29 protein-coding genes, 1 pseudogene and 1 other annotated feature are annotated in these 23,809 nt (G+C 37.1%); of the genes and pseudogenes, 18 read left to right on the top strand and 12 right to left on the bottom strand.

Annotation, left to right across the window (positions count from 1 at the left end):
- The first annotated feature begins 30 nt into the window (after positions 1-30).
- On the top strand, positions 31-828 hold the full coding sequence (locus tag ABC228_RS16450) for a histidinol-phosphatase HisJ family protein (protein ID WP_345826272.1): 798 nt from the start codon (positions 31-33) through the stop codon (positions 826-828).
- Positions 829-1,049: 221 nt separating this feature from the next.
- Positions 1,050-1,976, top strand: a complete 927-nt coding sequence (murB, locus tag ABC228_RS16445; protein ID WP_345826271.1) for a UDP-N-acetylmuramate dehydrogenase — start codon at positions 1,050-1,052, stop codon at positions 1,974-1,976.
- Between the two features lie 36 nt (positions 1,977-2,012).
- Here the strand turns inward: murB and ehuA are convergent, their stop codons facing one another.
- The 4 genes from ehuA to ehuB form a co-directional block, all read right to left on the bottom strand.
- Entirely contained in the window at positions 2,013-2,831 is an 819-nt protein-coding gene (gene ehuA / locus ABC228_RS16440) for an ectoine/hydroxyectoine ABC transporter ATP-binding protein EhuA (RefSeq protein ID WP_345826270.1), read from the bottom strand.
- A complete protein-coding gene (gene ehuD / locus ABC228_RS16435; protein ID WP_345826269.1) occupies positions 2,831-3,538 on the bottom strand; it encodes an ectoine/hydroxyectoine ABC transporter permease subunit EhuD in 708 nt (235 codons plus the stop codon). Before ehuD ends, ehuA begins: the two co-directional genes overlap by 1 nt.
- Positions 3,535-4,164 (bottom strand): amino acid ABC transporter permease, encoded by a 630-nt coding sequence (locus tag ABC228_RS16430; RefSeq protein ID WP_345826359.1) that lies wholly within the window; start codon positions 4,162-4,164, stop codon positions 3,535-3,537. Before ABC228_RS16430 ends, ehuD begins: the two co-directional genes overlap by 4 nt.
- A gap of 126 nt (positions 4,165-4,290) precedes the next feature.
- Positions 4,291-5,166, bottom strand: coding sequence for an ectoine/hydroxyectoine ABC transporter substrate-binding protein EhuB (ehuB, locus tag ABC228_RS16425; protein ID WP_345826268.1), 876 nt, complete (start codon positions 5,164-5,166; stop codon positions 4,291-4,293).
- Positions 5,167-5,565: 399 nt separating this feature from the next.
- Between ehuB and ytzI the strand changes: the two genes are divergently transcribed.
- Positions 5,566-5,724: a YtzI protein gene (gene ytzI, locus ABC228_RS16420; RefSeq protein WP_345826267.1), complete on the top strand. Its 159-nt coding sequence runs from the start codon at positions 5,566-5,568 to the stop codon at positions 5,722-5,724.
- A 2-nt stretch (positions 5,725-5,726) separates the two neighbouring features.
- Positions 5,727-6,707 (top strand): Gfo/Idh/MocA family protein, encoded by a 981-nt coding sequence (locus ABC228_RS16415; protein WP_345826266.1) that lies wholly within the window; start codon positions 5,727-5,729, stop codon positions 6,705-6,707.
- Between the two features lie 14 nt (positions 6,708-6,721).
- On the opposite strand, the gene ABC228_RS16410 is transcribed toward ABC228_RS16415, so the two are convergent.
- Together ABC228_RS16410 and ABC228_RS16405 are read right to left on the bottom strand one after the other, a co-directional pair.
- Complete coding sequence (locus tag ABC228_RS16410; RefSeq protein WP_345826265.1) at positions 6,722-7,702, bottom strand: ring-cleaving dioxygenase; 981 nt, start codon at positions 7,700-7,702, stop codon at positions 6,722-6,724.
- A gap of 84 nt (positions 7,703-7,786) precedes the next feature.
- Complete coding sequence (locus tag ABC228_RS16405) at positions 7,787-8,356, bottom strand: M15 family metallopeptidase (protein WP_345826264.1); 570 nt, start codon at positions 8,354-8,356, stop codon at positions 7,787-7,789.
- 100 nt (positions 8,357-8,456) lie between these two features.
- On the opposite strand from ABC228_RS16405, the pseudogene ABC228_RS16400 reads away from it, so the two are divergent.
- Together ABC228_RS16400 and ABC228_RS16395 are read left to right on the top strand one after the other, a co-directional pair.
- Positions 8,457-8,766: pseudogene (locus tag ABC228_RS16400) on the top strand (glycerol-3-phosphate acyltransferase).
- Between the two features lie 30 nt (positions 8,767-8,796).
- On the top strand, positions 8,797-9,282 hold the full coding sequence (locus tag ABC228_RS16395; protein ID WP_345826263.1) for a DUF456 domain-containing protein: 486 nt from the start codon (positions 8,797-8,799) through the stop codon (positions 9,280-9,282).
- 17 nt (positions 9,283-9,299) lie between these two features.
- On the opposite strand, the gene ABC228_RS16390 is transcribed toward ABC228_RS16395, so the two are convergent.
- A complete protein-coding gene (locus ABC228_RS16390) occupies positions 9,300-9,809 on the bottom strand; it encodes an LURP-one-related/scramblase family protein (RefSeq protein WP_345826262.1) in 510 nt (169 codons plus the stop codon).
- Positions 9,810-10,011: 202 nt separating this feature from the next.
- Here ABC228_RS16390 and ABC228_RS16385 point away from each other — a divergent pair, with 202 nt between their 5' ends.
- A complete protein-coding gene (locus ABC228_RS16385) occupies positions 10,012-10,371 on the top strand; it encodes a DUF2512 family protein (protein WP_345826261.1) in 360 nt (119 codons plus the stop codon).
- A 90-nt stretch (positions 10,372-10,461) separates the two neighbouring features.
- Positions 10,462-10,692: a binding site (T-box leader), on the top strand.
- Between the two features lie 54 nt (positions 10,693-10,746).
- Complete coding sequence (proS, locus tag ABC228_RS16380; RefSeq protein WP_345826358.1) at positions 10,747-12,186, top strand: proline--tRNA ligase; 1,440 nt, start codon at positions 10,747-10,749, stop codon at positions 12,184-12,186.
- Positions 12,187-12,231: 45 nt separating this feature from the next.
- On the opposite strand, the gene ABC228_RS16375 is transcribed toward proS, so the two are convergent.
- Positions 12,232-13,245 carry a potassium channel family protein gene (locus tag ABC228_RS16375; protein ID WP_345826260.1) on the bottom strand — a complete coding sequence of 338 codons (1,014 nt, stop codon included), beginning with the start codon at positions 13,243-13,245 and terminating at the stop codon, positions 12,232-12,234.
- Between the two features lie 212 nt (positions 13,246-13,457).
- On the opposite strand from ABC228_RS16375, the gene ABC228_RS16370 reads away from it, so the two are divergent.
- The 4 genes from ABC228_RS16370 (at position 13,458) to ABC228_RS16355 (ending at position 16,940) form a co-directional block, all read left to right on the top strand.
- Positions 13,458-14,615, top strand: coding sequence for a M20 family metallopeptidase (locus ABC228_RS16370; protein ID WP_345826259.1), 1,158 nt, complete (start codon positions 13,458-13,460; stop codon positions 14,613-14,615).
- 136 nt (positions 14,616-14,751) lie between these two features.
- Positions 14,752-15,534: a substrate-binding periplasmic protein gene (locus ABC228_RS16365; RefSeq protein WP_345826258.1), complete on the top strand. Its 783-nt coding sequence runs from the start codon at positions 14,752-14,754 to the stop codon at positions 15,532-15,534.
- 31 nt (positions 15,535-15,565) lie between these two features.
- Positions 15,566-16,225 (top strand): amino acid ABC transporter permease, encoded by a 660-nt coding sequence (locus ABC228_RS16360; protein ID WP_345826257.1) that lies wholly within the window; start codon positions 15,566-15,568, stop codon positions 16,223-16,225.
- A complete protein-coding gene (locus ABC228_RS16355) occupies positions 16,218-16,940 on the top strand; it encodes an amino acid ABC transporter ATP-binding protein (RefSeq protein WP_345826256.1) in 723 nt (240 codons plus the stop codon). The genes ABC228_RS16360 and ABC228_RS16355 overlap by 8 nt, the downstream gene beginning before the upstream one ends.
- Before the next feature lie 24 nt (positions 16,941-16,964).
- Here ABC228_RS16355 and ABC228_RS16350 read toward each other — a convergent pair whose 3' ends face one another.
- Together ABC228_RS16350 and trhO are read right to left on the bottom strand one after the other, a co-directional pair.
- A complete protein-coding gene (locus ABC228_RS16350) occupies positions 16,965-17,456 on the bottom strand; it encodes a glutathione peroxidase (protein ID WP_345826255.1) in 492 nt (163 codons plus the stop codon).
- Between the two features lie 159 nt (positions 17,457-17,615).
- The gene (gene trhO, locus ABC228_RS16345) at positions 17,616-18,596 is read right to left on the bottom strand and encodes an oxygen-dependent tRNA uridine(34) hydroxylase TrhO (protein WP_345826254.1); all 981 of its coding nucleotides are present in this window, start codon (positions 18,594-18,596) and stop codon (positions 17,616-17,618) included.
- A gap of 353 nt (positions 18,597-18,949) precedes the next feature.
- Between trhO and ABC228_RS16340 the strand changes: the two genes are divergently transcribed.
- From ABC228_RS16340 to ABC228_RS16330, 3 genes are all read left to right on the top strand, one after another.
- Positions 18,950-19,147, top strand: a complete 198-nt coding sequence (locus tag ABC228_RS16340) for a cold shock domain-containing protein (protein WP_345826253.1) — start codon at positions 18,950-18,952, stop codon at positions 19,145-19,147.
- Positions 19,148-19,232: 85 nt separating this feature from the next.
- Positions 19,233-19,913, top strand: coding sequence for a class I SAM-dependent methyltransferase (locus ABC228_RS16335; RefSeq protein WP_345826252.1), 681 nt, complete (start codon positions 19,233-19,235; stop codon positions 19,911-19,913).
- Between the two features lies 1 nt (position 19,914).
- Positions 19,915-20,214, top strand: a complete 300-nt coding sequence (locus ABC228_RS16330) for a hypothetical protein (protein ID WP_345826251.1) — start codon at positions 19,915-19,917, stop codon at positions 20,212-20,214.
- Here the strand turns inward: ABC228_RS16330 and ABC228_RS16325 are convergent.
- Positions 20,211-21,092, bottom strand: coding sequence for an NAD(P)-dependent oxidoreductase (locus ABC228_RS16325; protein ID WP_345826250.1), 882 nt, complete (start codon positions 21,090-21,092; stop codon positions 20,211-20,213). The genes ABC228_RS16330 and ABC228_RS16325 overlap by 4 nt on opposite strands.
- Before the next feature lie 82 nt (positions 21,093-21,174).
- On the opposite strand from ABC228_RS16325, the gene ABC228_RS16320 reads away from it, so the two are divergent.
- The 3 genes from ABC228_RS16320 to ABC228_RS16310 all read left to right on the top strand — a co-directional run bounded on the left by ABC228_RS16320 (position 21,175) and on the right by ABC228_RS16310 (position 22,698).
- Positions 21,175-21,624 (top strand): GNAT family N-acetyltransferase, encoded by a 450-nt coding sequence (locus ABC228_RS16320; RefSeq protein WP_345826249.1) that lies wholly within the window; start codon positions 21,175-21,177, stop codon positions 21,622-21,624.
- A 90-nt stretch (positions 21,625-21,714) separates the two neighbouring features.
- Positions 21,715-22,389 carry a TraR/DksA C4-type zinc finger protein gene (locus ABC228_RS16315; RefSeq protein WP_345826248.1) on the top strand — a complete coding sequence of 225 codons (675 nt, stop codon included), beginning with the start codon at positions 21,715-21,717 and terminating at the stop codon, positions 22,387-22,389.
- 102 nt (positions 22,390-22,491) lie between these two features.
- Positions 22,492-22,698 (top strand): zinc ribbon domain-containing protein, encoded by a 207-nt coding sequence (locus ABC228_RS16310; protein ID WP_345826247.1) that lies wholly within the window; start codon positions 22,492-22,494, stop codon positions 22,696-22,698.
- Positions 22,699-22,745: 47 nt separating this feature from the next.
- On the opposite strand, the gene ABC228_RS16305 is transcribed toward ABC228_RS16310, so the two are convergent.
- Complete coding sequence (locus ABC228_RS16305) at positions 22,746-23,594, bottom strand: zinc ribbon domain-containing protein (protein ID WP_345826246.1); 849 nt, start codon at positions 23,592-23,594, stop codon at positions 22,746-22,748.
- Positions 23,595-23,809 lie beyond the last annotated feature (215 nt).

Raw genomic sequence — 23,809 nt, 5'->3', positions numbered from 1 at the left:
GAATTGTCAACCGTAGGGGGAGTAAACGATATGTTAGATTACCATGTTCACAGTAATTTTTCTGCTGATTGTGAAACACCAATGGATAGAACGATAAAGAAAGCAATTGAAATAGGGCTGTCTGAAATCTGTTTTACAGACCATATTGATTATGATTATCCAGATGAATCCATTGTTTTTGAGTTCAATCTATTAGAATATGATGATCAAATTAGACAGATGCAAGCCAAGTACGGGAATAGGATCAACATAAAAAAGGGGATTGAAATTGGAGTTGAACCGTATTTACTTGATCGTTATGAAGCATTAATGAGAAAGAATCGCTTTGATTTTATTATTTGTTCCATGCATACATCTGATCGAAAGGATTTGCATTCTGGCAAATTCTTTGAGGATAAAACTATAAATGAGGCTTACGCTAAGTATTATGAGGAACTACTATTCTGTACGAAGAATTTTGATTCCTTTTCTGTATTAGGGCATCTTGATTTGGTGAAGCGATATAAACAAGGAAGTACAAGGGATTTTCATGAGCTAATCACAGAAATCTTTAAGGTTATCATTCCGATGGGAAAGGGAATTGAATTAAATACTTCTGGCTTTCGTTATGGCTTAAATACTGGAATGCCGAGTGAGGATATATTAAGACTGTATTATTCTTTAGGGGGAGAAATAATAACAATAGGATCTGATTCTCATAGGGAGGACACATTGGCGTATGAGTTCAATACGGCCTACAATCTGTTACAAAGGGTTGGATTTCAGTATATTACTAGTTTTGAGGACAATAAACCATCCTTTCAAAGAATTGCAAGCTTGATAAGGTAAATACGATGAGAATCACAAGTTAGTTACAAAGCCCATATATATATTATGCAATCATGCTTTCCGCAGACTCTACTATTTAGGAGGGCTAAGTTACATAGTACTCGCTTATTTGTCATACATCATCATCAATAAGTTCGTATTCCTTAATAAGTGGCGAGAATACGTAAAATGCCTTACAATAGAACAGATGGTGAATAGAAATAAGGAAACTGACTAAAGGAATGATTTTCGTGATAAATCATCATGTGTATGAAAAACTGATTAGCATAACATCTGAGAATAATGTGATGGTTAATGAACCTTTAAAGAATCATACGTATACACGTCTAGGTGGAGCGGCTGATCTATTTGTTACACCAGAAACATATCAAGAGGTACAACAGATTATAAAGCTTGCAAATCAGGAAGATATGCCATTTACCTTACTTGGAAACGGCTCAAATTTAATTGTAAAAGATGGCGGTATTCGTGGAATCGTCATGAATTTAAATAAATTAACTGAAATAAGAAGAGAAGGCAATAAACTAATTGCGCAAAGTGGTGCAAGGATTATTGATGTATCACGCGAGGCATTAAGTCAAAAATTATCGGGATTAGAATTTGCTTGTGGTATTCCTGGTTCTGTAGGTGGTGCACTTTATATGAATGCAGGTGCCTATGGTGGGGAAATAAAAGACGTCCTTGAGAGCACTATCGTGATAGATCCAAATGGTGATTTGCTAACTTTAGATGCTTCAGAACTTGATTTAGAATACAGAAGAAGTAATATACCTGATAAAGGCTATATTGTATTAGAAGGTACCTTTACATTAAAAGTAGGGGATCATGAGGCGATTAAAGCAGTTATGGATGACTTGACGTACAAACGTGAATCAAAGCAGCCTCTAGAATACCCTTCTTGTGGGAGTGTGTTTAAACGACCTCCAGGATATTTTGCTGGGAAGTTAATCCAGGACAGCGGGTTGCAAGGTACACAAATTGGCGGAGCACAAGTATCCCTAAAGCATGCAGGCTTTATTGTGAATAAAGATAATGCAACTGCTGAAGAGTATATTCGTTTAATAAGACATGTGCAAGCTACTGTAAAGGAAAAGTTTGATGTGTCATTAGAGCGAGAGGTTCGAATCATAGGGGAAGATTTAAATTAGAAGAAGCTGAGCGTTTATGCGCTCAGCTTCTTTTCATTAATTTCTAAAACGATGGAGGAATTGCTGTAACCGCTCATTGTCTGATTTCTCAAGAACCTCCGTCGGGCTACCTTGTTCGGCAATTACACCATTATCTAAGAATATGACACGGTCAGCGATATCAAGGGCAAAGTCCATTTCGTGTGTGACAAGAACCATTGCCATTTCGCCTTCCCTTGCTATGTCGCGAATCACTTCTAACACTTCTCCTACTAATTCAGGGTCAAGTGCAGAAGTAACCTCATCGAATAACATAATTTTTGGACGCATAACTAATGCACGGGCCATAGCAACACGTTGCTTTTGACCACCAGATAGTTGACTTGGATAGTTATCTATTTTATCACCTAAGCCAACCTTTTCAAGCATTTCAATAGAACGTTTTTTTGCACTTTCTTTATCTTCCTTTTGCACGTGAATTGGTGCAGTCATACAGTTTTGTAGAATCGTCATATGCGGAAATAAATTGAAATGCTGAAAGACCATTCCGATATTTCCACGTACTTCACGTAAATGCTTTTCATTAGCAGGAACTAGCTTCCCGTTCTTCTCCATGTGCCAGAGGTTCTGACCATCTACAATAATCTCTCCAGATGTAGGCTGTTCAAGTGTCATAAGCATCCGAATGATGGTGGTTTTTCCGGAGCCACTCGGACCAATCAATGCTACTTTCTCACCTGGCATAATATCTAAATTTATCCCATTTAGAACATTCACATCACCAAAGGACTTATGCACATTGTTGTATTCAACAATTGGTTTCGTGTCATGATTCGTTTGATGCTGATGTGATTTTTCTTTTACAGATTCAGTCATTAGATTACCGCTCCTTTACTTTCTTGAAGCGCTGCTTTTTTATGAAAGCGGCGGTTCATTTTCTTTTCTAATTTATTTATTAAAATTGCCGAAGGATAGCTTAGCACTAAGAAAATAATTGCAACGATTGTATAAGCTTCTAGATAACGGAAATTATTTGCACCGTAGGTCTCCGCCAAGCTTAGGATTCCGACTACACCAATTGTAGAAGCAAGTGGTACTTCTTTAAACATGATAATTAAATAGTTCCCTAACATTGGAATAGTAGGAGGAATTGCTTGTGGGAGAATGATTTTTGTCCATTTTTGTGTTGTTGAAAAATTCAAGGCTGTTGATGCTTCCCACTGACCTTTTTCTACGCCTTCGATCCCTGAGCGATATACTTCTCCAATATAGGTACTGAAGTGTATCCCGAGGCCTAAAATTGCACTTGTAAATGGTGACAAGGTTACGCCGATCCCGGGAACCATTGGCCACGCATAAAAAATAAAAAACAGCTGAACAAGTGGAGGAGTAGAACGAATGAACTCCATAATCCAGGTGACGAGCCAATTAACAGGTTTAAATTTAATTCTTCTTAATAGTGTCCAAACAAATCCAAATAATAATGCAAAAAGATAACAGGCAAATGTTAATCCTATTGTAACACCAATACCCTCTAAGATAATAGGGAAGGCTTCAAAGAACATATCCCATTTCCAATTCATGAGTTAGCCACCCCTCTCTTCGATATTTCCTCACCTTTTCGTGTTAGGTAGATTAATGGTAAAGCCATAATAAAGTAGAATACTAGTAAGAGTAGATAAACGGTAGGTGCGGCCGATAAGTCTGTACTTCTTAGGATATTACCATGATAAAGGATATCGGTCATACCAATTAATGAGACGAGTGATGTTGCCTTTAGCATTTGGATTGTGTAGTTTCCAAATTCAGGGAGCATCATTCGTAATGCTTGTGGAAAAATGATGAGTCGCATTCGCTTGAAGCGAGATAGATTTAAGGCAATGGAAGCTTCCGTTTGCCCTCTATCAACTGCTAGAATGGAACCACGTACAATTTCAGACATATATGCTCCATAGTTTAATGAAATTGCTAATACACCCGCAAATAATCTATTATCGATATTTAAATCAAACAGCATTGGAATAGCATAATAAAGCCAAAATAGTTGTACGATTAAAGAAGTTCCACGGAAAACTTCTACATAAAATCCAGTTAATCCACGAACTATTAGATTATTTGAAAGTCGGCAAAGCCCAGCAATAAATGCGAATAGATAGCTAAATATTGCTGATAAAATTAGAACAGTAATGGTAATGTTAATACCTTTCATTAGTACGGGAAATACTTCTAATACTGCATTAATCGTAATCACTCCTTAAAAAAACCATAGGGTTAGACCCCCTAACTGGGGTGAACCCTATGGAGTCTTGTTTTGTGTTTCCACTAAAAAGCTGACTTATAATTCACCATTACATACTTTTTCAGTTGTAATTTCATCTGGCACCACGTTCATTTGTGCGCTGAAGCCATTTTTCTCTAATAATTCAGCTACTGTTCCATCTTCTTTTAATTCGGCAAGAACTTCATTGTATGCTTGAACAAGCTCTTCATCTTCAAGATTGAAAGCAGCTGCACCATAGCTTGGAACTCCTTCAACGTCTGGTTGCTCAAATGTCTCAACAAACTCTAAATCATCTGAGTTTGCTGAAGCCATAGCGCCTTTAATGGTCATCTCTGTGCCAGTTGTTGCATCCGCACGACCGGATTGTACCGCTGCGATGGAAGCAGGGATATCTGGTACGGACAGAATTTGATCGGGATCTACGCCCGCATCAACTAGAAAGTCGTTTTCTGTAGCACCAGTCATAACTGCTACAACAGCATCTGGATTGTTGGCAATATCTTCATAGCTTTCTAGACTAAGAGGATTACCGCTTTGGACAACTAGTCCTTCCCCATACTTCATTTCAGGATCACCAAATGCTACGTTTTCACAACGGTCAGGCTTTATAGCCATTCCAGCAGTTATAACATCAAATTGCCCTGCATTTAACCCAGAAATTAACTGACCGAATTCTAGTAACTCAGAATCCATTTCCTCAACGCCCAGTTCAGCAAATACAGCCTTTGCAATATCTACTGCTGCACCTTTTAATTCGCCGTCTTCTTCATATGCATAAGGCTTTTCGTTAGCAAATCCAATGGTTACTTTACCTTCCTCTTTAAGCTTGGCAAGTTTGCCTTCATCACTATCTCCACTTGTTTCATCAGACCCACAAGCAGCTAAAATTATGGTTAAGCATAAGACCGAAGCTAGTAATAACTTCTTCATAAAATTGTTAGACCTCCTATTATTTTCAATACACTTATTTATCTTGTGTATGATTAAACCTTCTGTGAAACTGTTTGGTAGCAATTAGAATTCTAATAATATGTATCTCTCAATCTCTTAAGCGCTTAAAGAAATTGTACCTGTAAACAGTTATAGTTAAATGGTATCGATTTAATTAATTGGATACAAACGCAGTATTTTTAGATAATTATAAATTAACTATTATATAAGCGGTTCAAGCTACAAAAGCTCATGTATTCAAAAAGATGCTAGTATATTGTTGCAAATCCTACAAAATCCTTATATTTTGACAAGTTATTTTGTTTTTTTCTTACATTACTACTTTTGAATGTTAAAATAGTTACAAGCTAAAAAGTTATCTATAAAGGAGAAATACATATGATATGGTTTATCATAATAGGTATTGTCATAGTGATTGGGGTTCTTGTATTATCCGTTCTGACAACCTCGAAAGGATATGCTTATAAACATACAATTGACCCACTTCCACCTCAGGAAGAAGAAAATCAAAGCAACGAGAATGACAGAAGGGAGTAATAATGTTGAAGTACTCAGTAATTGGAACTAGCTGGATCACGGAAATGTTTATAAATGCTGCAAAAAAATCTAAAGAGGCAGAGTTATTATCGATCTATTCTAGAAGAGAAGAATCAGCAAGGGCCTTTGCAGCTAAAAATGGAGCTGTGAAAGGATACACAAATCTTGATGAGATGTTAGCGGATGATTCCGATTTCATATATATTGCCTCTCCGAATAATCTTCATTTTGAACATGTCATGAAATGCATTGACCATCATAAGCATGTGTTTTGTGAGAAGCCAATGGCTTTTACAGAATTTCAAGTTCAGGAAATCTATAGAGCAGCAAATGAAAAGAATGTATTTGTATTTGAGGGATATCGTCATTTATATTCTCCCAACTATCGAAAACTACAAGCTAGCCTAAAAGAGGTTGGTAAGATTCGAAGTGTACTATTCCCATATTTACAGTATTCATCGAGATACGATCAATTTAAGGATGGAAGCATTCCAAATGTGTTTTCCAAGGATTTTGCAGGTGGTGTTTTAATGGATTTAGGAGTTTATCCATTAAGCATGACGATAGATTTATTTGGCAATCCTAATGATCTCGATTATATTCCATTGTTACTGCCAAATGGAGTTGATGGTAACGGAACACTAGTATTACGATATGATGAGTTTACCGTTACAATATTAATCTCAAAAATAACGGATTCTAAGCTCACTGCTGAAATACAAGGTGAGGATGGGGTATTAACAATCAATCATATTGCTCCTATCACCAATATGACCTTAACAACTCGTAAACAGAAAGAAGTGACTGAATTAGCAGGTCCACAAGAAGAACTAGATATGGTTTATGAAATACAGGCTTTTAGTGAAATGGTTAAGACGAACGATCGTGCAAGTTTTGAGAAATGGATGATGCGCAGTGCTCAAGTTGCAAAGTGTCTGGAGAAGGCAAGGCATCAAAATAATATATTATTTCCTGGAGAGTAAACAAAAAGATCGCATTATGAATGCGATCTTTTTGTTTCGAGTGGTTTTAAATTTGCTTCAATTTCCTCTCGTTGGTCCTCGAAGAAAGGTGGTAGTGCAAGCGATTCACCTAAGTGTTCCGTGTCTTCATCAGTAGCAAAGCCTGGGCCATCTGTAGATAGCTCGAATAAAATTCGATTTGGTTCACGGAAATATAACGCCTTAAAGTAGTAACGATCAACGACACCCGAATTAGGTAAACGTGCCTCCATTAAGCGTTCGCGCCATTTCTCTAGTTCTTCATCGTTATCCACACGAAACGCAACGTGATGAACACTTCCTCTACCAGGTTTTTCTCTTGGCAAATCATTTCGTGTTTCTAGGTGAATTTCAGCACCGGTTCCGCCTTCTCCAGTAGAAAATACTAAGATATCTTCTTGTCCATCGATTGGGGAAGGGTAACTGCCAACCTGTTTGAATGATAATACTTCCGTAAGAATAGCAATAGTTGGTTCTGAATCTGGAACAGTTAATTTTACTGGGCCAAGACCGATAATGCCATGAGTCAGAGACGCATTACTGTGCTTCCAAGGCTTGCCTCCAGAAACCCCATGATTATTTTCATCTGAAACAATGGTAAGGCGTTGGTTTTCATGATCACGGAAATGGATAACCTTTCTACCATTTTCTGTTGTTATCCCGTCATGACTAACCTTGAATTTATCAAAACGATTGATCCAATAGTCAAGTGATATATCATTCGGTACACGCAAGGATGTACCGGAGATACTATGATTACCAGGATAGGTGTTGCCAGCATTCGGTATTTCAAAAAAGGTGAGGTCAGTGCCGGGATGACCAACTTCATCCGCATAAAATAAATGATAAACCGAAGGGTCGTCTTGGTTTATGGATTTTTTGACAAGTCTCATACCTAATATCTTTGTATAAAATTCATAATTCTTTTTAGCATTTGCTGTGATTGCAGAGACATGATGAATTCCTTTTAATTTCATAATATAGCCTCCTTTAAAATATCTCGAATTCGAGATATTTTTATCTTACTAGAAAACTGTGATTATGTCTAGCGTTACTAGTTGTTATTCTGCTATTTCTGTTTTCGGTCGAAGTCCTCGTTGAAGCTGTTTAATGGATAAACCAAATGTCATCTGTAGGTGAGGGTAATCTTTAAAGCTTCTCCAATCACCACCCCATTCAAAACCCAATTCTTTTGCAATAATGACAATCTCATCCCAGTCAGCGATATGATTACCGTTACCGTCATATGCTGTATCCCATATATAATTCCCTTCCTCATCCTCTAAAGCAAAATCAATGGCTAACCCATAATTGTGGTAGGATTCACCACCTTGGGCATGCGTAACAATATTCCCTTCTGTTTTTCGTCCTTGTGCATAGAGCTTGTCTTGTCTTTCCGTTGAGCGAAAAGACTCTGTAATAACCATTGAGATATTCTTTTGATTAGCTTTTTCAACAAGCTCCTTACTTTTTGCAGATACAATTGGATGTAATTCCGTTATGATTGGTGCATCTTTGCCGTAATAGATGTACTTATTGTAGCCAAAGTATTGGTAAATAAATAAAAAAATAAATAATAGCACTAGTCCAAACAGAATTATAGTGATGATGGTACCTCGATATCTTTTCATGCCAATCTCCTTTTATTCCCATCGATTAATCAAATAAATATATGCCGAATCCATCGCTTATAATAGCATATAGGTAACATCTAAAAAATGGGGCGATGCTATGTATATCCTTATTAGTATGTTAATTGGTTATCTGTTTGGTTGTCTACATGGATATCAATTGGTTGGAAAATATAAGAAAATAGATATTAAGAAATCAGGTGTTAAATGCTGAGGCATCCAATACAACCATTCTCTTAGGATGGAAGTACGGAATACTTGTAGCATTAACCTATTACTATTTTGGAATAGAACCGACAATGATTGTTTTGTTACTCTCATTCTTAAGTATTATGAAACATTTGGAGAACGTGAAACGTATTATGAGCAAAGAGGAGCGAAAGCTGTCGAGTATGTTTCTGAAACAATAAAATAAGATAGAGCAGTATATGGAGGTTCTTATGGTAGATATTATAATCTGGGTAATTATTGTCGCGCTATTCATTCTAAGCTTTGTAGGAGTTATATACCCAATTATCCCATCGGTAGTGTTAATTTGGGTTGGGTTTTTATTATATCAGTTTGGGATAAATGGTGATGAGCTAGGCTTTATTTTCTGGACCATTATGATTGTCTTCACGATTGTGTTATTCGTCGCTGATATATTAGCCAACAGCTATTTTGTAAGGAAATTTGGCGGTAGCAAGTGGGGAGAACGTGGCGCTGCCATCGCAGTAATTATTGGCTCGTTTATTATTCCACCTTTTGGAATAATTGTTATTCCGTTCATTGCTGTTCTAGTAATTGAAGTGCTACAGAAGAGAACCTTCCAAGAAGCCTTTAAGGCCTCGATTGGGTCGTTACTAGGCTTTTTAAGTGGGACATTTGCGAAAATATTTGTTCAAATCGTTATGATTATCCTCTTTGTGATTACTATTATTTTTTAATCTGAAGGCAGCAGCTATTAATGACTATTAGCTGCTGCTGAATTATTTCTCCTCTTTTGAATTGCATGAACCCCCATCACTACAGCAACCCATTCCATCGCAGGCACAATATCACTATAGTTTGTTAATCGATATGCAGGCGATTGAAAGAAACCATCAACTCTCCTGAATTCACAAATTAAACGTTTGTTTGAGTCGGTGACGGTAAACTGTTTTGAAAAAGCCTCTGATTCTATCAGATAACCCTCACCATTCCGGGTCACATATTCAAACAGCTTTTTGAAAAGAGCGAAACGAGTTTTTAATATCCCCTTTGATACTTCATTTACATCCACTATGCTCCATTTATTTGAAAGAAACGGAAAAAAGCCCCTTAACGTAAGATTACCGTCAACATCTAGGATATCCACACTTGTAGAAAAAGCACTTTTTAGATCGAGTTCCCCAATCTTTTCTTTATCTGTATTGTAAATAACGGTTCTTCCACTCGAGAAAAAGTTGTCGTTAAAATAAATGATTCTACTCATATCATCCCTCCTGTTTTATATACGTGCATTTGAAGTTATTTGTTTCATCATCTCCTAGTTTATCGTGTAAATAATGTCTTGAATTTTGGGGAAGATAGGACTACTAATAGGAAGAGGTAGGAGAGTTATATGATGAACCATTTGAAAATAGTAGGGGTTAAATTCCTTGCAGTATTCTTTACTATCTTAGCTTTTTTTTGGTGTGTTTCATGATATGAATTTGGTTGAAATATCCGTGATCAGTATTCTGACTACTATTGTTTCTTATGTAATTGGTGACTTACTAATTCTGAGAATGGCTGGAAATGTGAAAGCGACGATTGCAGATTTTGGATTGAGCTTTATTCTTGTTCTTATTATTAGTTATTTATTAGTTGGATATGATCTTCCGTTAATAACACTTTCTTTGTTGTCTTCTTTCTTTATTACTTGCTGTGAACCATTTCTCCATGGCTTTATTGTAAATGAAATACCGCCCATCAGGAGACATGACAATCGTACGTTAAATCAGCTTCAGACTGAAGTTGCTGAAGAAATGGATGTATACGACATTAAGAAATAGTCTACTAGGTTGAATCGTATCAAGCTATTTTGCGCAATACAGGAATCTGCTTGACTTTCCGTTGCTCCAACTATATATTTAAACTTAAATATGGAAACGTTGATAAGGATTAGTACAATTTAGGCTGTCTAACTCAGAGAGGAAATGGTTGGTGAGAATTTCCATAGACGTAAATTGGAACCTGCCTTGGAGTTCGCCTTCGGATGGTTTTGAACCTTGAAGATGTGCGCGGTCCTTGACCGTTATCAAGTCAAGTGTACTACTTACAAGTAAGGTGTAAGTTGTAAACAAGGGTGGTACCACCAATCCTCGGTCCCTTTTAAGGATGGAGGTTTTTTGTTGTTCTCAAAAAAATTAGATAAAGAGGTGCTATTAATGGGCAAAAAAAATAAGCAGTTCGTGGAAAAAATAACTGCAATGGAAGAAGACTTTGCACAGTGGTATACCGATGTGGTAAAGCAAGCAGAGTTAGTTGAATATGGTCAGGTAAGAGGAACTATGATTATTAAACCTTATGGATATGCGATTTGGGAGAATATTAAAGACGAACTAGATCGTATGATTAAGGCAACTGGTCACTCAAATGTTGCATTTCCTTTATTTATTCCGGAAAGCCTTCTTCAAAAGGAAAAGGATCATGTAGAAGGGTTCGCACCGGAAGTAGCTTGGGTAACCCATGGGGGAGACGAAGAATTAGTAGAAAAAATTGCGGTAAGACCAACCTCTGAAGTGTTATTCTGTGATTATTATGCAAAAAACATACACTCTTATCGTGACCTTCCGAAGCTTTATAATCAATGGGGAAATGTTGTTCGTTGGGAGAAAACAACTCGTCCATTCCTACGTTCATCTGAATTCCATTGGCAAGAGGGTCATACTGCCCATGCAACAGATGAAGATGCTTCAAAAGAAACTGACAGAATGCTTGAAGTATATGCGGATTTAGTAGAAAACTATTTAGCAATTCCAGTTATTCGTGGTCGTAAAACGGATAAAGAGAAATTTGCTGGTGCGAAATACACCTTAACGATAGAGGCATTAATGCATGATGGAAAAGCACTTCAATCTGGTACATCCCATCATTTCGGATCAGGCTTTGCAGAAGCATTTAATATTACGTATTTAGATGAAAATGGTAAGAGTCAATTTGCACATCAAACATCTTGGGGATTATCAACACGTATTATGGGTGCGTTAATCATGGTTCATGGTGATAATCGCGGGTTAGTGGTCCCACCACGAATTGCACCAACACAAGCAATGATTGTCCCAATTGCGCAGCATAAAGAAGGTGTATTAGATAAAGCTTATGAGCTTCGAGATAAGCTAAAAGAAATTGTTCGAGTTGATATTGATGCAAGTGATAAGATGCCTGGCTGGAAGTTCAATGAATATGAAATGAAAGGTATTCCAGTTCGAATTGAAATGGGACCGAAAGATATTGAGAATGAGCAAGTCGTACTAGTTCGTCGTGATACAGGGGAAAAAGAATTTGTAGCATTAAGCGAATTAACCGACCGATTACCTTTATTGCTTGAAGAAATTCATCAAAATCTTTATCAAAGTGCTCTTTCACATCGAAATGAAATGACTACAGTTGCAACGAATATGGATGAATTCAAACAAACGATTGATGAAAAAGGTGGATTCATTAAAGCGATGTGGTGTGGTGATTTAGCTTGTGAAGAGAAAATTAAAGAAGATACGACGGCAACTTCACGTTGTATCCCAAATTCAGATGAAAAAGTGTCCGATACTTGTGTATGCTGTGGAAAAGAGGCAAAAGAATTGGTGTTTTGGGCAAAAGCCTACTAAGGTTACAGAAAAACGAGCTTGGTGTATGTTCCCAAGCTCGTTTTTTTATTTAATATGTTGATATGTTTCATTATTACAAATGACGTATAGCTCTGCATCATCTGGTATAGGATCGTTTAAACGTCTATTAATATCTAAATGCTTTCGGTCTGCAATTAATGTTGCACCATGATTTAACAGGTCATCAAAAGCATCTTTATACGTGATCCAATTGGCTTTCTTCTCTATTTGGTATAAGTCTTCCCCGTGCTGTCTACTTAATAACTGTGCGTATATTTGGCTAACTCCTTTATACATGGCTGCACGAACTGCTAAGTTAGAAATTGTTTCTTGAGATAGAATAAACTCATCCACTTTTACATGTGAGAAATTAGAGATATGCTCTTCCATCAATATTTCAACTGTTGTATGTACAGAAGGTGCAAGTCGTTCCACAATAATAGCTACCGTTAATGTCTTGGCATCCCGTAATGAAAGATCCTGAATGGAATCGTCTGCAAAGATAATAACAGACTTGGCATTAGCGATATTGGCATTATGGAAGGTGGTTTCTTCAGTGGATTCTCCTTGAATATAATGAACTCGTTCAATACTAATATCAACAGGAGATTTAGGAAGTGTATCAATCACGACAACCTCAATATCGGTATTCGACTTAAGTATCTCGTCTATTGCAGATTTCGCTTTTGTACTCCAGCCAATAATGATGATGTGATTCTCTTTTTTATACGTCAATTTTCCTTCCTCCTTTTTCCTTCTGAAGATTGTCAGTGCATCAATTACTTTCCCAATAACGATACTTAAAAGACCAATTCCTACTAAATACATAAATATGGTAAATAATTTTCCAGCTAGTGTTACTGGTGAGTAGTCACCATAGCCTACGGTGGTAAAGGTTGTCATCACAAAATAAAATGAATTAAATAAATCACCAAATGTATCCGGTTCAATAAAATAAATCACCATTGTACAAAGCAGTACAAAGAATACCGTGAAGAATAGAAGTGTAAGGTTTCTCATTTTGATTAAGTGAAGTCCTATCTTAATAAAAAAATGCACGTTCTTCCTCCTTTCTTGAATGATGATGATTACTTGTATTCATCTATCTACCTGTAGATACTATTATGAAATTCGGGACTATCGTAACACAATAATCCTTTTAAGCGTAATATTTTTATTAAATTTTATGAAAAAAGTATTGTATTTTTATAAAAATGTTGTTATAAATATACATATGAATTAATAAATATACATAAAAGGTGAATGCAAACATGAAAGAATTAGTAAAAAAACAGTTAACTGAAGTGGAAAAAGAGCTATGGGAGATTTGTAACAAATTATATGAAAATCCTGAGCTAGGTGATCAGGAATTTGAATCTATGAAACTATTGGTTCATTTGCTCGAGAAGCATGAATTTAAAGTGGAATTAGGAATTGTAGATCGTCCCACTGCTTTTAAGGCAGAGTATCGTAGTGAAAAACCAGGTCCGAAAATAGCTTACTTAGCTGAATATGATGCTTTACCTGGGGTTGGCCATGGCTGTGGACATAACTTAATTGGAACGATGAGTGCCGGAGCGGGTATTGCTCTTCGAAACATTGTCGATGAGATTGGTGGAAGTGTCGTCGTATTGGGGACACCTGCTGAAGAGACCAATGGTGCAAAGGTTCCAATGTGTGAACAAGGAATATTTGACGATATTGATGTTGCCATGATTCTACACCCAAGTGATCAGTCTTATGTTAGTGGTGATTCCCTGGCAATGGACGCTATACAATTTGCATATACAGGAAAAGCGTCTCATGCTGCTGCTTCTCCTGAAAAAGGAATTAATGCCTTAGATAGTGTCATTCAGCTGTTTAATGGGATTAATGCACTGCGTGAACACCTACCATCTGATGTCCGAATTCATGGCGTTATTTCAGAGGGTGGAAAGGCAGCGAATGTTGTACCCGACTTTGCGGTAGGTCAATTTTATATTCGAGCAAAGCAACGTTCCTATTTGGATGAAGTGGTGATGCGGGTGAAGAATATCGCAGAAGGTGCTTCCTTAATGACAGGTGCATCATTGGAAATGACGAATTATGAATTGAGCTATGATGATATGATTACGAATAACACGTTGTCTGACGCATTTACAAAGAATCTGGAACAAACTAGTAAACTACCGGTATATCCAGCTAAGAATTCCTATGGATCAATAGATATGGGTAATGTTAGTCAAGTCGTTCCCGCGATACATCCTTACATAGGATTAAACAAGCCCGGGTTGATTGCTCATACGAAAGAGTTTGCAAATCAAACGATTACGAAGGATGGTTATGAAGCGCTTCTAGCAGGTGCTTTAGCGCTGGCTTATACGGGCTATGATATATTATCAGATCATTACTTGTTTCAAGCAATCCAAGCAGAGTTTCAGAATAAGTAAAAAATCGTCGGAGCATATTCCCGTAAAGTGAAATTAGCAAGAATACGAGGGGCTGCTCCAAAAATCGACAAGTGTTATGATGCAAGATAATGTATAAATATTAGTATTTATTTATGAATATAAGGGAGAGAATACAATGAAAAAAACAATCATAACTGGATTTATATGTTTCTTTTTTATTAGTTTGCTAGCTGCTTGTGGTGCACAAAAGGAAAGCTCCTCAGGAGAAAGTGATACAGCTAAGGATAAAACGATTCTAAAAATGGCTACATCGGCGGATTTTCCACCGTTTGAATCCTATGATACAGATGGGAGTTTTATTGGCTTTGATGTTGAATTGGCACAGGCGATTGCAGATGAATTAGGCTACGAATTACAAATAGAGGATATGGACTTTGATGGTTTAATTGGAGCATTACAAGCTAACCGTGTGGATATGGTCTTAGCTGGTATGAGTGCAACAGAGGATAGACAGAAGAATGTTAATTTCTCAACAGAATACCATCGTTCAGGCGAGATGTTTATTTCCAAACCGGATGATGAAATAAAGGATATAGAAGATTTATCTGGCAAGGTTGTTGGTGTTCAACTTGGAACGATACAAGAGGAAGGCGCTGAAGCACTAGCAGCGGAGTATGGGTTTGAAGTTAAAAAAGTAGATGATGCAAGTATATTAATTCAAGAATTAAACTCTAACCGAATTGATGTTGCTTATATGGATAAGACAGTTGCTACTGGCTACATTGACTCGCAAGGCTTTGTTGGTTTTGATGATCCAACAACCAGCTCACCAGGCATGGCAATTGCATTTCCCAAATATAGCGAGATTGTAGAAGAGGTAAATGCAGCTTTAGCGAAATTTGAAGAGGACGGAACAATGGAGAAATTAAAAGAAGAATGGCTATCAGAAATTGAATAATTTGTACAACTAGAAGGTGAGGTGAGAAGGCGTGAATTTGGACTTTAGCCAAATCGTGCCTTCTATTCCTTTTATATTAGAAGGAATTGGAGCGACATTAAAATTTGTAAGTGTATCTATTATCTTAGGGTTAGTACTAGGCACAGTGTTAGCTCTTTTCAAAATTAGCAATAAACGACTATTAAAATGGCCAGCAGATGTGTATACATCAATTTTTCGGGGAACACCACTTATTCTGCAATTAATGATCATTCACTATGCAGTCCCACAGTTAACAGGCTATGATATCGAGGTGTTTCTAAGCGCTGTGCTAGCATTTGGCTTAAATTCTGGAGCATACGTGTCGGAAATCATTCGTGCAGGTATTCTTGCTGTAGATAAAGGACAAGTTGAGGCAGCGGACGCATTAGGAGTTCCTTATAGGCCCATGATGTTGAACATCATTCTACCACAAGCACTAAAAAATATTTTGCCAGCTTTAATGAATGAATTTATCACCCTAACGAAAGAATCGGCGCTAGTCTCTACCATTGGCTATATGGATTTAATGCGAAGAGCGGAAATTGTAGGTGCACAGTTATATCGGAATTTTGAACCATTATTGGTTGCAGGTGTCATTTATTGGTTAATGATTTTTATTCTAACCAATATAGGTAGCTGGGTTGAACGGAGGATGCGACAAAGTGATTAAAACAATGGAGTTAACGAAGGTTTTTGGAGAAAACACAGTCTTAAAGAACATTACAACAACAATTAATAAAGGAGAAGTTGTCGCTGTAATTGGTCCTTCAGGTTCTGGGAAATCGACCTTTTTACGTTGTTTGAATTTATTGGAGGAGCCATCAAGTGGTTATATTTGGGTAAAGGATAAAGAGATTACAAATCCCAAAATAAATAAGCTTGAGATAAGGAAAAATATTGGGATGGTATTTCAGCACTTTCATCTCTTTCCTCATATGACAGTTTTGGAAAATGTAATGTATGCTCCTATTAAAGTAAAAAAAGTGAAAAAGGAATTGGCTGAAAAAATAGCGAGCGAACTTCTCGCTAAGGTAGGATTAACGGATAAAATCGACTCTTATCCGAACCGATTGTCAGGGGGACAAAAACAGCGGGTAGCAATTGCAAGAGCATTGGCAATGGATCCTGAGATCATGCTATTTGATGAGCCTACTTCAGCGCTTGATCCGGAGATGGTAAAGGAGGTACTGGATGTCATGAAGGACCTAGCTCATACCGGAATGACAATGATCGTTGTCACGCATGAAATGAATTTTGCCAAGGAAGTGGCAGATCGGATTCTGTTTATGGATGATGGAACGTTAATTGAGGAAGGAGAACCACAAACCTTTTTTTTACATCCTCAAACAAAGCGTGCAGAGGACTTCCTAGCAAAAGTATTGTAACAAAAGAACTCGATGAGGTGATACTCATCGAGTTTTTGTTTTTGTAAGTAAGCTTTCTATATCTGCTTTTATATTTTCTGGGGCAGTTTGTGGAGCATACCGTTTCACAACATTACCTTCCTGATCGATTAAGAACTTTGTAAAATTCCATTTGATTTCTTTTGTTAGAAACCCCTTCGCTTCAGTTGTTAGATAGCGAAACAGTGGGTGGGCATTAGAGCCTTTTACATCAATTTTTTGAAACATTTGAAAGGTAACACCGTAATTCTTCTTGCAAAAGCTTGCAATTTCATCATTTGAACCTGGATCTTGATTTCCAAACTGATTGCATGGAAATCCTAACACTTCAAATCCATCATGTTGATATGTCTCATATAGCTCTTGAAGACCATCGAATTGAGGTGAAAATCCGCATTCACTTGCAGTATTCACAATTAGGAGCACGTTCCCTTTATATGCTTCCATGCTTTTGTGCTCTCCTTGAATGGTTTCTGCTGAATATTCATAAATACTCAATCGGAATACCTCCCTTTTTATAGAAGAATAGCAGAGATATAAAAAAATATAAACTATAATGTACCTGTGGTTAATTAAGGAAAGTTGTCCATTTACTATATAAATAGATAAAAAAGACGGCTATTTGATGTATAGGTATCAAATGGCCGTCTTTGTAACTTATGCGTTTTGAGCTACTTTTTCTTCTTCAGCAATAATATCCAATCTATGCTGAACCTCTTCAGGAGATAGGCTATGCTCTTCAACATATAGATTTCGTGGGCTTACACGACATTCGTGTGTGCATCCACGCATATATTTATGCTCATTTTCTTCTGAGCAGAGTATTTGTTTATTACATTCAGGGTTTGCACAATTAACGTAACGCTCACAATCTTTGCCATCGAAGTAGTCTTTACCAACAACAACATGTTCCTTTTGGTTAATCGGAACAGCGATACGCTCATCGAATACATAGCATTGTCCGTCCCATAGCTCACCTTGAACCTCTGGATCTTTCCCATACGTAACAATACCACCGTGTAATTGTGCTACATCCTCGAAACCTTCCTTTATCATCCAACCAGTGAATTTCTCACAACGAATACCGCCTGTACAATACATGAGGATCTTTTTACCTTCAATCAAATGTTTGTTTTGACGTACCCATTCTGGTAGATCACGGAAATTATCAATATCTGGATTAAGTGCGCCTCGGAAATGTCCGAGCTCATATTCATAGTCATTACGGGTATCGAAAATAACAACATCATCACGTTGCATCGCTTCATACCACTCTTTAGGATTTAAAAATTCACCAGTAAGTTCTTTTGGATCAATATTTTCTTCGCCATCCAAACGAAGTGTAACCAACTCTTTACGAGGTCGCACATGCATTTTTTTAAAGGCATGACCATCATGGTTATCCACTTTAAATGTTAAGTCAGCAAAACGAGGATCGTTATGCATCATTTCCATGTACTTATTCGTGCTTTCAATGGTGCCGGAAACAGTTCCGTTAATGCCTTCTTTGGCTACGAGTATTCTACCCTTTAAATCCATTTCCTTACATTTTTGCAAGTGCTCTTTAGCAAAGACTTCAGGATCATCAATCTCTACATACTTGTAGTACAATAATACTCGATAATCTTTCTTTTCCATTTTTATTACCACCTATTCATTCATATTTGCAAGATATAAATGCTGGTAGTGGATAGATACTTTTTATAATCTTGCAAGAGAATAGTCTAACAAAACTCCAATAAAAAATCAATACCCCATAATCGGTAGAAACCTTGTTCAAGCCTAGAGCTTTATAATTGTAAAAGTTATGAGGATTTTTTCCTAAAAAGTTTTGATTTACTTGATTTTTTTTCTTCAAAAAGGTAAAGTTAATAATAGCAAAAGGAAATTGAAGTTTGTAATACTTTACGTTCTCTTTATCAGAGTAGGTGTAAAAGTATTAATGATTCAATTATACTTTGCAAGCTATTTGAGATAAGGAGGTCATATAAATGACTGGTAAAGTAAAATGGTTTAACGCAGAAAAAGGTTTCGGTTTCATCGAGCGTGAAGACGGAGACGACGTATTCGTACACTTCTCAGCTATTCAAACTGAAGGTTTCAAAACTCTTGAAGAAGGTCAAGATGTTGAATTTGAAATCGTTGAAGGTAACCGTGGACCACAAGCAGCTAACGTTACAAAACTATAATAATGTAAACCACAGGGCTTATCTCATCTGAGATAAGCCTTTTTATATGATTAACTTTCGTGATATGTCAACTGGAGGTGAATAAATGGATACGTTTAATTGGTCGAAAGAAGCGAAGAATCAATGGGATAATCGCGCGATGTTCTGGAGTGAACGGAGTAAAAATATGTGGGATCACGGAAGTAGAAAAGATATTATTCCGTTTTTTAATGATTTCGTCGAAACAGGAAATCGTGTTTTAGATGTTGGCTGTGGAGATGGGTATGGTACATATAAGCTAAACGAATTGGGATATAAAGCGGTTGGAGCTGATCTTTCTGTAGAGATGATTACAAAAGCAAAAGAGCGGCTATTCGATATTCCTTTTTTTCAAGCGGATATTGGAAATTTACCTTTTCAGTCCAATTCTTTTGATGCTATTTTATGTATTAATGTATTAGAATGGACAGAGATACCTGCGTTAGCATTGAAAGAACTCCGCAGGGTTCTAAAGCCTGGGGGATTCCTTTGTACTGGTATTCTTGGACCTACTGCTGGACCAAGAAATAATGGCTATCGGAGAGTGTATGGTGAGAAGACCATTAGTAATTCCATGATGCCCTGGGAATTTGATAAACTGGCCAAGGAAATGGATTTCGTTGCCTTAAATGGATTTGGTGTCTATAAAGAGGGTGTCAAAGCGGAGCATTACCAACAACTCCCAATAACACTTAAGCAAGCACTCACCTTTATGTGGGTATCTATATATCAGAAATTAGGTGAATAATATGGATAGAAAAGCAATGGAAGAACAAGTTATTAAAAGCTATCAACAGGATGAGAAAATGATGATTTTGATTTTTGGGCAGTGGTGTATTAATAACGATTTAGACCCAGAACAGTTGTACAGCGAAGCCTATCCGAACCAGCTAAAGAATCAGGCTTTAGTAGAAGCTATGGAATTAACCGTTCCCAAAAAGGAATCAGAAGAAATTCCTGATCATACAGTACTGCATGTATTACAGCTTTTTGGGAACGATGATCTAGCCTTTATTGTTCAACGTGAAATTGATAAAAGAGAGGCTTAATTTGTTTGATCAAATAGCTTAATTAATGCTTGGGTCCCACTGTCAGCTTCCCCTTTTTCTTCGAGCTCCTTATAGAGCTTTAATGAAAGGGAAAGTCCTGGAGTGGATAGCCCTAATTCTGCAGCGGATTCAATTGCAATCGTCATATCTTTAATAAAATGCTTCACATAGAATCCTGGCGCAAAATCACCTTGAATCATTCTAGGTGCGAGCTTGGATAATGAAAAGCTTCCTGCAGCACCTGTAGTAATGCTGTCCAGAACCCGTGATGGGTCAAGCCCTGCCTTTTTAGCGTATACAATTGCTTCACAAACGCCTATCATATTTGTTGCAATTGCAATTTGATTGCTTAATTTCGTGTGCTGGCCTGCACCAGCCTTCCCTTGTAGAATGATATTCTGTCCCATTACTTCAAATATTGGTAAGACGTTATCGAATGCTTCTTGCTCGCCTCCGACCATAATGGCAAGCTTTCCACTTCGGGCACCAATGTCCCCACCAGATACAGGAGCATCAAGCGCAAACATACCTTTTTCTTTCGCTTGAAGATAAATTTCAACTGCAAGTGATGGCTTAGAAGTAGTCATATCAATTAGATAAGAGCCTGGCTTTGCGTTTGCAATTATTCCATTTCGACCTAGGTAGACTTCTTCAACATCGTCTGGATAGCCTACTATCGTTATAATAACATCTGACTCCTGTGCTAATTCTGCAACGGAATCCTTCCATGTTGCTCCTTGCTTGATTAAGGTTTGTGCTTTTTCTTTTGTACGCGTAAATACTACAACTGGATATCCAGCTTGAATTAGGTTGGAAGCCATACTACTTCCCATGACCCCTGTACCAATAAATCCGATTTTTGATTCTTTTGTAAGCATATGATGCGCTCCTTTATACAAATTTACTTTATAATATTTTTCGACACTACATATAGAAAACCCTTTATAGGAGTGAATACAGATGGAATGGCATGTGAAAAAATTTAATGAGCTACTACCGCAAGATATGTATGCCTTGTTGAAGGCGAGAGTAGATGTATTTGTCGTTGAACAAAATTGTCCCTACCATGAATTGGATGATCTTGATCAAGCTTCCATTCACTATTATTTAACAATAAATGATGAGATAGCTGCAAATGTAAGACTGCTTCCAGAAGGATTGAAGTATGAAAAGGCAGCATCAATTGGACGAGTATTAGTTGTAAAAGATTTTCGGGGAAATGGCTATGCGCGGACGATTATGCTTAAAGCGATTGATTATATATGGAAGAATTGGCATGTAAATCAAATTAAGATTCAGGCACAAACATATTTAAATGAATTCTACAGTTCCTTAGGCTTTTGTCAGCAGTCAGAGCCCTATTTAGAGGATGGCATTCCACATATTGACATGCTACTTGAACGGAAATAAAGAATCATTATAGTGCTTTTACACATAGTATTATTAGCAACCTTTTTCAGAGTAATAATAGATGATTGGTTTTCTTAAGGAGGCTAATACATGGTATCGAACGAACAACTGAATCAGTGTAAGCAAGGACTATTAGCTAGACAACATGAATTAATAGAACAGGTTCAAGATCATTTTGGAAAGTCCTTTGAGTTAGTAAAGGAATCCATGGGTGAATTGTCTAATTATGATAATCACCCAGCTGATATGGGAACGGAGTTATTTGAGCGTGAGAAAGATATAGCTTTGAATGAGCATGCTGAAAAGGAGCTTGAGGATATTAATTCAGCCCTACACGCGATTGAAGAGGGTACGTATGGAATTTGCACGGAATGTGGTGCGGATATACCATTTGAACGATTACAAGCGATTCCAACTACTGACCGATGTGTAAACCATGCTAGTAACACGACATTTGAACGTGAACGTACTGTTGAAGAGGAAGTGTTCAGTCCAAATATTAATCCAGATGAAGTTACAGATGAGGAGCAGGTTGGCTATGATGCAGAGGATACATGGCAAGAACTAAGTCGCTACGGTACGTCCGAAACAGCATCGGATTTTTATGGTGATCAAGATAATTATGATGAGATGTATCCTAATAGCGATGAGAATGTTGGAAGTACAGAGGATATTGAAGAATTTATAGCAGCGGATGAACATGGTAAGTTTACAGGCGTTACTCCGAACCATAATAAATATGAGAACCAATTAGACCGTGATTAATCTTTATGTGCACAGCATTTCCATTGGTAATGATTGTGCACATTTTTTGGTTTGAAACTTTCCTTGTTCTAATTCGTATAATTAATAAGGAGAGTGATAAGAGTGAGTGAACATAAAGGTTGTATAAAATGTGGTAGCATGGATGCTGCAAAAAAAGAAGTTGCGATGACAGGAACGGGTTTATCCAAAATGTTTGATATACAGCATAATCAATTTATTGTAGTTTCCTGTAAAAACTGTGGATATTCCGAGTTTTATAATAAGCATAGTTCCTCCGGTATGAATGTATTGGATTTCTTTTTTGGATAATAAAAAATCCTGCTTTTATTCCATTTGGAAAAAAGCAGGATTTTTCATTATCTAAGGAAAAAAGGAAGACTGCCAATCATATCCTCAATTAATGATTCAATAATGGATTGTGTAACGATTCCAACTACTAAAGTAACGATGAAATAAAGTCCTAATAGTATATAAATACGGTCAAATCCAGTAGCACTTCTTTCAAATAGAATGAGTGCAGGAATTACAAACATCAATCCAGTCAGCCCAATACCAAGTAGGATACCTGGAAGTGTAGGTAGTTGTCCGACAAATAGTAATGTTCCAGCAAGATAGACAAGTGTAAATGGTAGTAAATACGCTCCAAATTTTCCGATAACATCAGCATAAGTATAGTCCATCTTAGCAAGTTTAGTACCGGCAAAAGTAAGGGAAGCAACACCTGCAATTAGGATTAAGAATAATAGCAATGGCACCATAAAATTAGCAAAGAATGTCGGTTCCGGGAAGATTCTAGTTTCATTTGCGATAATTGCAACTGGAATAAACATGCTCATTGCAAAGAACAATCCGAATGCAACCATTGTAATGATCGCAGAGAATAAATCGTTGTGATTTGCTTTCTTTGCTGCACTTGGTTGTTTGATTAAGGTCATGAAAAAGTGACCAAAGTTTGTAAATACACGTGCAATCTGGTCAGCGAAGTCATTTTGCTTCACTTGAGCTGGCTGCTCCTGCTGTGGTGTAGCTGGCTGTTGTTGATTCTCAACCACTTTTGTTTCGTTTACAGGTTCAGCAGCAGCTGTCTCTTCTGTTGCCGTTGGCTGTGTGTTTTCAACAGCTGGTTGGGTGGATTCTAATGGAGTACCACAATTGGTACAGAATTTTCCGCCTCCCATTTCATGGCCGCAATTTTGGCATTTCATAGGTAACACTCCTTTTAAATTTTTTTGAGATAATAAGTTAATCATACTACAAACGATTTCGACAAAAAAGAATAATTTTAACAAACACAAAGAGGCTGGGACAAAACCCCAGTAAAATAAAAAGTGGTGTTCACCAAAACCGGTGAATACCACTTTTTTTGCACACAAAAAGGACACCTTTTGATAAAATTAAAGTAACCACACAATAATTTACG

Source organism: Ornithinibacillus xuwenensis (genome assembly GCF_039614845.1).
GTDB lineage: Bacteria > Bacillota > Bacilli > Bacillales > Amphibacillaceae > Ornithinibacillus > Ornithinibacillus xuwenensis.
The sequence above is the reverse complement of the archived record's forward strand: the minus strand, read 5'-3'. Positions and strand labels throughout refer to the sequence as shown.

Bases quoted from the DNA above. Each gene is read 5' to 3' on its own strand.
- ABC228_RS16450 (WP_345826272.1), top strand. From the start codon at position 31: ATGTTAGATTACCATGTTCACAGTAATTTTTCTGCTGATTGTGAAACA.
- murB (WP_345826271.1), top strand. From the start codon at position 1,050: ATGATTTTCGTGATAAATCATCATGTGTATGAAAAACTGATTAGCATA.
- ehuA (WP_345826270.1), bottom strand. From the start codon at position 2,831: ATGACTGAATCTGTAAAAGAAAAATCACATCAGCATCAAACGAATCAT.
- ehuD (WP_345826269.1), bottom strand. From the start codon at position 3,538: ATGAATTGGAAATGGGATATGTTCTTTGAAGCCTTCCCTATTATCTTA.
- ABC228_RS16430 (WP_345826359.1), bottom strand. From the start codon at position 4,164: ATGAAAGGTATTAACATTACCATTACTGTTCTAATTTTATCAGCAATA.
- ehuB (WP_345826268.1), bottom strand. From the start codon at position 5,166: ATGAAGAAGTTATTACTAGCTTCGGTCTTATGCTTAACCATAATTTTA.
- ytzI (WP_345826267.1), top strand. From the start codon at position 5,566: ATGATATGGTTTATCATAATAGGTATTGTCATAGTGATTGGGGTTCTT.
- ABC228_RS16415 (WP_345826266.1), top strand. From the start codon at position 5,727: ATGTTGAAGTACTCAGTAATTGGAACTAGCTGGATCACGGAAATGTTT.
- ABC228_RS16410 (WP_345826265.1), bottom strand. From the start codon at position 7,702: ATGAAATTAAAAGGAATTCATCATGTCTCTGCAATCACAGCAAATGCT.
- ABC228_RS16405 (WP_345826264.1), bottom strand. From the start codon at position 8,356: ATGAAAAGATATCGAGGTACCATCATCACTATAATTCTGTTTGGACTA.
- ABC228_RS16395 (WP_345826263.1), top strand. From the start codon at position 8,797: ATGGTAGATATTATAATCTGGGTAATTATTGTCGCGCTATTCATTCTA.
- ABC228_RS16390 (WP_345826262.1), bottom strand. From the start codon at position 9,809: ATGAGTAGAATCATTTATTTTAACGACAACTTTTTCTCGAGTGGAAGA.
- proS (WP_345826358.1), top strand. From the start codon at position 10,747: ATGGGCAAAAAAAATAAGCAGTTCGTGGAAAAAATAACTGCAATGGAA.
- ABC228_RS16370 (WP_345826259.1), top strand. From the start codon at position 13,458: ATGAAAGAATTAGTAAAAAAACAGTTAACTGAAGTGGAAAAAGAGCTA.
- ABC228_RS16365 (WP_345826258.1), top strand. From the start codon at position 14,752: ATGAAAAAAACAATCATAACTGGATTTATATGTTTCTTTTTTATTAGT.
- trhO (WP_345826254.1), bottom strand. From the start codon at position 18,596: ATGGAAAAGAAAGATTATCGAGTATTATTGTACTACAAGTATGTAGAG.
- ABC228_RS16340 (WP_345826253.1), top strand. From the start codon at position 18,950: ATGACTGGTAAAGTAAAATGGTTTAACGCAGAAAAAGGTTTCGGTTTC.
- ABC228_RS16335 (WP_345826252.1), top strand. From the start codon at position 19,233: ATGGATACGTTTAATTGGTCGAAAGAAGCGAAGAATCAATGGGATAAT.
- ABC228_RS16330 (WP_345826251.1), top strand. From the start codon at position 19,915: ATGGATAGAAAAGCAATGGAAGAACAAGTTATTAAAAGCTATCAACAG.
- ABC228_RS16325 (WP_345826250.1), bottom strand. From the start codon at position 21,092: ATGCTTACAAAAGAATCAAAAATCGGATTTATTGGTACAGGGGTCATG.
- ABC228_RS16320 (WP_345826249.1), top strand. From the start codon at position 21,175: ATGGAATGGCATGTGAAAAAATTTAATGAGCTACTACCGCAAGATATG.
- ABC228_RS16315 (WP_345826248.1), top strand. From the start codon at position 21,715: ATGGTATCGAACGAACAACTGAATCAGTGTAAGCAAGGACTATTAGCT.
- ABC228_RS16305 (WP_345826246.1), bottom strand. From the start codon at position 23,594: ATGAAATGCCAAAATTGCGGCCATGAAATGGGAGGCGGAAAATTCTGT.